This window comes from Streptomyces sp. NPDC007157 (genome assembly GCF_040634235.1).
In the GTDB taxonomy this organism is placed as follows: domain Bacteria; phylum Actinomycetota; class Actinomycetes; order Streptomycetales; family Streptomycetaceae; genus Streptomyces.
Genome location: NZ_JBEYFE010000044.1, coordinates 47,282 through 53,281 on the forward strand (window position 1 = coordinate 47,282; position 6,000 = coordinate 53,281).

A 6,000-nucleotide genomic window follows, 5' to 3' on the forward strand; every position below is an offset into this window, starting at 1 on the left:
TGAGAGCGGCGGTGCTTACCGTTGGGCAGCCGCCCTCTTCCGGGAGGGCCACGGCTGCGGGTCGGGCACCGGCCCTGGTTATGGGCTGCTCTTCATGTGCAGCGGCCCGGAGGGATCGGTGTGCGGCAGCTGGTTGAGTCCTGATCTTGTGGAAACCATCCGCGCCTCGGTCCGCGGGGACGAGGCGATGGATCCGCGGGTTCGCAGTGCCCTGACGGACGTTCTGGCCGAGGGAGTTCCCCTGCCCGACCGCCTGCTCGAGGGTGAGGTCGCCGACTGCGCCGAACGGCTGGATCTTGTGCTGGGCGAACAGGCCGCGCTGCGTGCCGAGGACGACGGCAGTTTCCTCTTCACCGTCCGGGGCGAGGTGGAACTGGAACTGCGTCTGACGCCACAGAAGTCGGCCGTCCCGCAGTTCGACGTCCATGGCCACTACCCCGGGCCTCGCCCCGACGGGAGCGATGCGACGACTTCGTTCTTCATCCCCCGCCTACGTACCAGCGGTCGTGTGCGCGCCCAAGGCAGCGCCTGGAAATGCGTGGAGGGGCGCTCCTGGTTGGAAAACGACTGGGGCGGTAGGGTCCGCCGCTCCAGTCGGGCGCAGGGTATTGCCGACCGCGCCTGGCTGTGGAGTGGTATGCAGTTCGACAACGGCTGGGACATCGCCGTCATCCGAGCCCAGCACACCGATCCCGTCACCGCAGAAAGCACGTCGTTGTTCACCAGGGCGACCGCCGTCGCCCCCGACGGCTCGGTCAGCTATCACCACGACCTCACCTGGCAGGCCACCCAGCACTGGACTTCCCTGGCCAGCCTGGAGAGTTACCCCACCACCGCCGTGCTCAGCATTCCCGGCCTCGGCCTGGACGTTGTGGTCGCGGGCCCTGCTGCCGGTCATGAGACCCGCACCGTTCTGACCGGCCGCGCCTTCTGCGAGTCCCCCGCCACCGTCAGCGGCACCATGAACGGCACGCGCGTCTCTGGAAACGCTTTCATGGAAACGCTGCCCTCCGGCACGGTCGGCGACGTGGAAGGCTACATGCGCCGGATCTCCCAAATCTCCATCTCCGAGGCCGCCGCCGTCTATCCGGCGAGCCCCGACGTCGCTTCTCTGCACGCGCTCACCGGCGCCGACACCAGCCCCTCGCTGGACGATGACACCCTCGACCGCATCCACCAGTCCCTCATCGCCCCGCTGCGCCATCTCCTGGACAACCCGGGACGCTCCTGGCGCCCCTACATCACCGGCGCCGTCTTCTGCCTCCTGGGCGTCGACCCAGAGCCCTACCGACCACTGACCGCCGTGTCCGAACTCCTCCACACCGCCTCCGCCGTCATCGACGACATCGAAGACGCCTCCCTGCTGCGCCGCGGGCGGCCCGCCGTCCACCACCGCTTCGGCATCCCCACCGCCATCAATGCCGGCACACTCGCCTACCTCACCTTCGACCCCATCCTGGAGCGCATCCCTCAGCACGATGGGGCCACGATGCTGCGCGTTCACCGCCTCTGCCTCCAGGCCCTGCGCACCGGACACACAGGGCAGGCCCTGGATCTGACCGGGCCCCACAGCGCCTTCGAAGACGCTGTGGCCACCGGCAGCCACCACCAGCTCCTCTCCCAGGTCCACACCGCCCACCGGCTCAAGACCGGCGTCCCTGTTCGATGCATGGCCGAAGCCGCCGCGGTACTGGCCGGTGCCAGCGAGGAACAGATCACGGCGCTGGGCCGGTACTTCGAAGCCGTCGGCACCGCCTACCAGATCAGCGACGACGTCGCAGACCTCGATGGTGTCACCAGCGCGGAAGACCGAAAGCAGGGTCGATCTTCCAAGACACCCGCCGAGGACCTCCTCAACGGCCGCATCACCTACCCCGTCGCACACGCCACCGGCCTCCTCGATCACGACGACCGTCACCGTCTGCGCGACAGCCTCTGCCAACAAAGTCCCGACGGCGCCGCCCGCGCCGCCGAACTCCTCACCCGCAGCGGCGCCTTGCACGCTTGCCTGGACGACGGCCGGACACTCGTCGACGAGGCGTGGAAGCCCCTCAACGGCCTTCTCCCGCCCAGTCAGCACAAAGCCCTCGTCCGGGCCCTGGGCTGGTATGCAGCCCAACGTCAAACCGACCCCGCCGCCAAGTGACCGGGCACGGTGGCTGTCACAGCCGCACACCAAAACTAGGCAGCCGGTCGGCGAAGGCCGGTGTGGATGGATCCTGGGAGCGAGGCGGCTAGCTCGCGGACGTGGTGCTGCCCCCGCAGGTGGATGGGGGAGCGCACGTTCGCGTGGCTGATGCATTCATGCCGTCTGGCCTGCGACTACGAAGCCCTGACCGTGGATCAGATCGTGACGCAGATCCCGTCTTCGATTGATCGGCCGTCGCGCTCCAGCCCCCCGCACACGAGCTTCGAGCCCGCCTGCTCGTAGCCCACCGTCCACCTATGGCTCGGGGCGTTGACCTTCGGGGAGTGGTAGTTCCCCCAGTAGGCCCGAAGCGTGCCAGGAAGACCGTCCCTCGTGTTGACGGTGATGTCCTGGACGAACCGGTTGTGGTGGGCAGTCATCACACAGATGTACTTGCCGCAGTGCGAGCTCACGCCGGCGTTCGCGGGTGTGGCGGCGAGCAGGGGCAGGGCACAGGCCATGAGGAGTGTCGCGAGCTTCTTCAAATTGATCATGCCCTGCCGAACGATCAAGGCACGGGAAGGTCATGGTGTCGAGTCCAGTTGATCAAACTTCGATGGCACATGATCAAGGTTCGATGACACGGAACAACCTGCCCGCCCGGTGTGCGCGGTGTCGGCCATGCGTCGGTCTCGCGCGGGCGCGATCTTCACGACATACTCACCGGCATGACTTCCGTGGGTGGCGGCGAGGACAGGCCGCCGGATCCGACCACGCCGCATGCGGGCTCGCTGCCGCACGTCATGCAGCGTGAGGAGGGCGACGCGTGGGTGGTGAGCGTCGTCGGCGCCTTCGATCTGAACTCGGCGCCCGTCCTGGAGGCGGCGCTGGAGACCGGAGCCGTGACGCACGCCCGGGTGGTTGTGGATGCCGTCGGCCTCACTTTCGCGGATTCGACCGTCCTGAACCTGCTGCTGCGTTTCAGCCGGATGACCGTGCTGCGGGTCGCCAGGCCCGCGTCGGCGCTCGCGCGGGTCCTGGAGCTGACCGGAGCGGACACCGTCCTGGACGTCCGGCCGACGCTGGAGGATGCGCTCGGCCTGTGACGGGTATGCCGGGTCGTGGGGAAGGGCCGTAGGCTGAGGGGGCTCGGGGCCTGTGATGGAGGTCTGTGATGCCGCGGAGTATCTGGTCGGGTGCGATCAGCTTCGGCCTGGTCACGGTGCCGGTCCACGTGGCCAGCGCGACCGAGGACCACTCGGTGCGTTTCCACCAGTACCACGTGGAGGACATGGCCCGGGTGCGGGTGCGCAAGTACTGCGAGGTTGAGGACCGGGAGGTCCGCTCCGACGAGATCGCCAAGGGCTACGAACTGACGAAGACCCAGGTCATCCCGATCACGGACGAGGACCTGCGCAACCTGCCGCTGCCGACGGCGAAGGCGCTGGAGATCCACGGGTTCGTGCCGTGGGAGTCCATCGACGCTTTGCGTATCGGGGAGGGCTACTACCTCCAGCCCGATGGTCCGGTGGCCGTGAGGCCGTACGAGCTGCTGCGGCAGGCGCTTGAGCGGTCTGCGCGGGTCGCGGTGACGAAGTTTGCGTGGAGCGGCCGGGAGCGGCTGGGGCTGCTGCGGGTGCGGGATGACGTGATCGTGCTGCACGCGATGCGGTGGCCCGATGAGGTCCGGGACCCGGCCGGGGTGAATCCGCCGATGGCGGACGTCTCCGACGCGGAGATCGAGGAGGCCGTCATGCTGATCGAGCGGATGAGCACCGACCGCCTGGAGGGCCCCGATTTCGTGGACCACTACACGGAGGCGCTGGAGAAGGTGATTGAGGCGAAGCGGGAGGACCGTGAGCTGCCCCAGGCGCCGGATCCGGAGAAGTCGGCGGGCAAGGTCCTCGACCTGATGGCCGCTTTGCAGGAGTCCGTGGACAAGGCGAAGGCCACGCGCGGCGGGGACACCGGCACCGAAGCCGAGGTCTATGAGATGCCCGCGAAGAAGAAGACCGCGAAGGCCTCGGCGAAAAAGACGACTGCGAAGAAGACCACGGCGACGAAGAAGACGGCCGCGAAGAAGGCGACAGCCAGGAAGGCCGCTGCCCGCAAACCCGGCCGCAGCGCGTAGCCGTACCCAGGGCCAGACCCCCTTGCCACGTTCGCCGCGAGGGCCGTGCTGGCCGTCCCGCCTACGCCGCACCCGGCCTCGCCTGCCGCATCGCGATCCGCCGCGCGGCTTGCTGGCTGCTGCGCGGCCTGCGCGGGGCGTGACGCGGCCCGTCGGTGCAGTGGCGAGGGTCACTATGTGCGGCCGGGCGCGGCTTGATGACCTGGGGGTTGTGGGGTAATTGGTTGTCGTCCTGCATGTATTTGCCTGGCGGTGTCGGCTGCCGGGCAGGGGAGAACCCTCGGAGTTGTGATCACGATGGAGTACTCGGGGAACGGGCGTCGCGTGCCCGGTGACGTGCCGGGTCTGGTCCGGCAGGCGGACCTTGTCCGGCAGTTGGCTCAGCTGAAGCAGGAGATCGGCCAGCTGCAGGAAGCGGTTGTCTCGCACGCCGTCGTCGACCAGGCCATCGGTGTGGTCATCTCGCTGGGCAAATTCTCTCCCGAGCAGGGGTTCGAGGTGCTGCGGACGGTCTCCCAGCGCACCAATACCAAGCTCCGGAAAGTCGCCGGGCTGATCGTGAACTGGCCGGGCGGCGGGCCACTGCCCGATGCCCTTCACAAAGCGCTGGAACAGGCCCTGACGGATGTACGCGCCCCCTGACGGGCGGCACGTCTCATACCCCGTCGGTGCCCGGGCAGCCGGGCGCCTTCACGGGGTTGCGGGCGGGGCGGCCTCGGTGTCGGCGTGTTCGCCGGTGACGAGGTAGACCACGCGGCGGGCGATGGAGACGGCGTGGTCGGCGAAGCGTTCGTAGTAGCGGCCGAGCAGTGTGACGTCGACCGCGGTCTCCACTCCGTGGCTCCAGCGGTCGTCCATCAGGTGCTGGAAGATCCCGCGGTGCAGCTCGTCTATACGGTCGTCGTCCTGCTCCATCTGTGCTGCCGCTTCCACATCGCGGGTGACGAGGACGTCGGCGGCCTGTGCCATCAGGCGCTGGGCGATCTGGCTCATCTCCAAAATGGTGCGGCGCAGATCCTGTGGCACGGCCTGTTCGGGATACCGCCGCCGGGCCACCTTGGCGACATGCTGGGCCAGGACCGAACAGCGTTCCAGGTCCGCGCTCATGCGCAGCGAGGTGACCACCAACCGCAGATCGGTCGCGACCGGCTGCTGGCGTGCCAGGACGGCGATGGCCCGGTCCTCCAGGTTTCGTTGCAGGTCCTCGACACGGCCGTGAGCACCGAGCACACTCTCCGCGAGGTCGAGATCCGCGTCCAGCAGAGCACTGGTGGCCCGTGCCATGGCAGAACCGACCAGGTTCGCGATGCCGACCAGGCCCTCGCCGATCGAGTCCAGTTCCGCGTGATACGCGTCCCGCATTCCAGCCCTCACTCTCCAGTTGTCCGCCGTCTGCATCCGCGAGACTCCCACAACCACGCACACCCGAATCCGAGCATTCCAACGGCATGGACCACGACACACACTGGCGCGCCGATCCGTGACCAGCCGGGGCCGGCCCCCGTGAGCGGCGTACGCTCCGCGTGCGGAGGACGTCCGGAAGGTGGTGTGCCCATGGCGTCCTCCGTGCCGCTTCACCCGGCTGTGGCCCGTCCCGTGCTTTCGCGGTGCGGGCCACAGCCATGTGTGGTTGCCGCCGTTGCCGCGACCGACTCCGTCAACTCGAACAGGCAGGCTGGCTCACCAGCAGGCCCGAAGACGACGCCAGCTGGCTCAGCCGTGCAACTCCAGGACGCGGCCC

Annotated in this window: 6 protein-coding genes; 4 read left to right on the forward strand and 2 right to left on the reverse strand. The window is 68.3% G+C overall.

What is annotated here, in order from left to right:
* The first annotated feature begins 187 nt into the window (after positions 1-187).
* Positions 188-2,146 (forward strand): polyprenyl synthetase family protein, encoded by a 1,959-nt coding sequence (locus ABZ642_RS43950; protein ID WP_360496548.1) that lies wholly within the window; start codon positions 188-190, stop codon positions 2,144-2,146.
* A 197-nt stretch (positions 2,147-2,343) separates the two neighbouring features.
* Here the strand turns inward: ABZ642_RS43950 and ABZ642_RS43955 are convergent, their stop codons facing one another.
* Positions 2,344-2,682 carry a hypothetical protein gene (locus ABZ642_RS43955; RefSeq protein WP_360496551.1) on the reverse strand — a complete coding sequence of 113 codons (339 nt, stop codon included), beginning with the start codon at positions 2,680-2,682 and terminating at the stop codon, positions 2,344-2,346.
* A 174-nt stretch (positions 2,683-2,856) separates the two neighbouring features.
* Here ABZ642_RS43955 and ABZ642_RS43960 point away from each other — a divergent pair, with 174 nt between their 5' ends.
* The 3 genes from ABZ642_RS43960 (at position 2,857) to ABZ642_RS43970 (ending at position 4,901) form a co-directional block, all read left to right on the forward strand.
* The gene (locus ABZ642_RS43960; protein ID WP_360496554.1) at positions 2,857-3,234 is read left to right on the forward strand and encodes an STAS domain-containing protein; all 378 of its coding nucleotides are present in this window, start codon (positions 2,857-2,859) and stop codon (positions 3,232-3,234) included.
* 68 nt (positions 3,235-3,302) lie between these two features.
* Positions 3,303-4,259 (forward strand): Ku protein, encoded by a 957-nt coding sequence (locus tag ABZ642_RS43965; protein ID WP_360496557.1) that lies wholly within the window; start codon positions 3,303-3,305, stop codon positions 4,257-4,259.
* 297 nt (positions 4,260-4,556) lie between these two features.
* A complete protein-coding gene (locus ABZ642_RS43970) occupies positions 4,557-4,901 on the forward strand; it encodes an ANTAR domain-containing protein (protein ID WP_360496575.1) in 345 nt (114 codons plus the stop codon).
* 48 nt (positions 4,902-4,949) lie between these two features.
* Here ABZ642_RS43970 and phoU read toward each other — a convergent pair whose 3' ends face one another.
* A complete protein-coding gene (gene phoU, locus ABZ642_RS43975) occupies positions 4,950-5,621 on the reverse strand; it encodes a phosphate signaling complex protein PhoU (RefSeq protein ID WP_360496560.1) in 672 nt (223 codons plus the stop codon).
* Positions 5,622-6,000: the final 379 nt, after the last annotated feature.

Excerpts from the sequence above, each read along its gene's own strand:
- ABZ642_RS43950 (WP_360496548.1), top strand. The coding sequence starts at position 188 with ATGGATCCGCGGGTTCGCAGTGCCCTGACGGACGTTCTGGCCGAGGGA.
- ABZ642_RS43955 (WP_360496551.1), bottom strand. The coding sequence starts at position 2,682 with ATGATCAATTTGAAGAAGCTCGCGACACTCCTCATGGCCTGTGCCCTG.
- ABZ642_RS43960 (WP_360496554.1), top strand. The coding sequence starts at position 2,857 with ATGACTTCCGTGGGTGGCGGCGAGGACAGGCCGCCGGATCCGACCACG.
- ABZ642_RS43965 (WP_360496557.1), top strand. The coding sequence starts at position 3,303 with ATGCCGCGGAGTATCTGGTCGGGTGCGATCAGCTTCGGCCTGGTCACG.
- ABZ642_RS43970 (WP_360496575.1), top strand. The coding sequence starts at position 4,557 with ATGGAGTACTCGGGGAACGGGCGTCGCGTGCCCGGTGACGTGCCGGGT.
- phoU (WP_360496560.1), bottom strand. The coding sequence starts at position 5,621 with ATGCGGGACGCGTATCACGCGGAACTGGACTCGATCGGCGAGGGCCTG.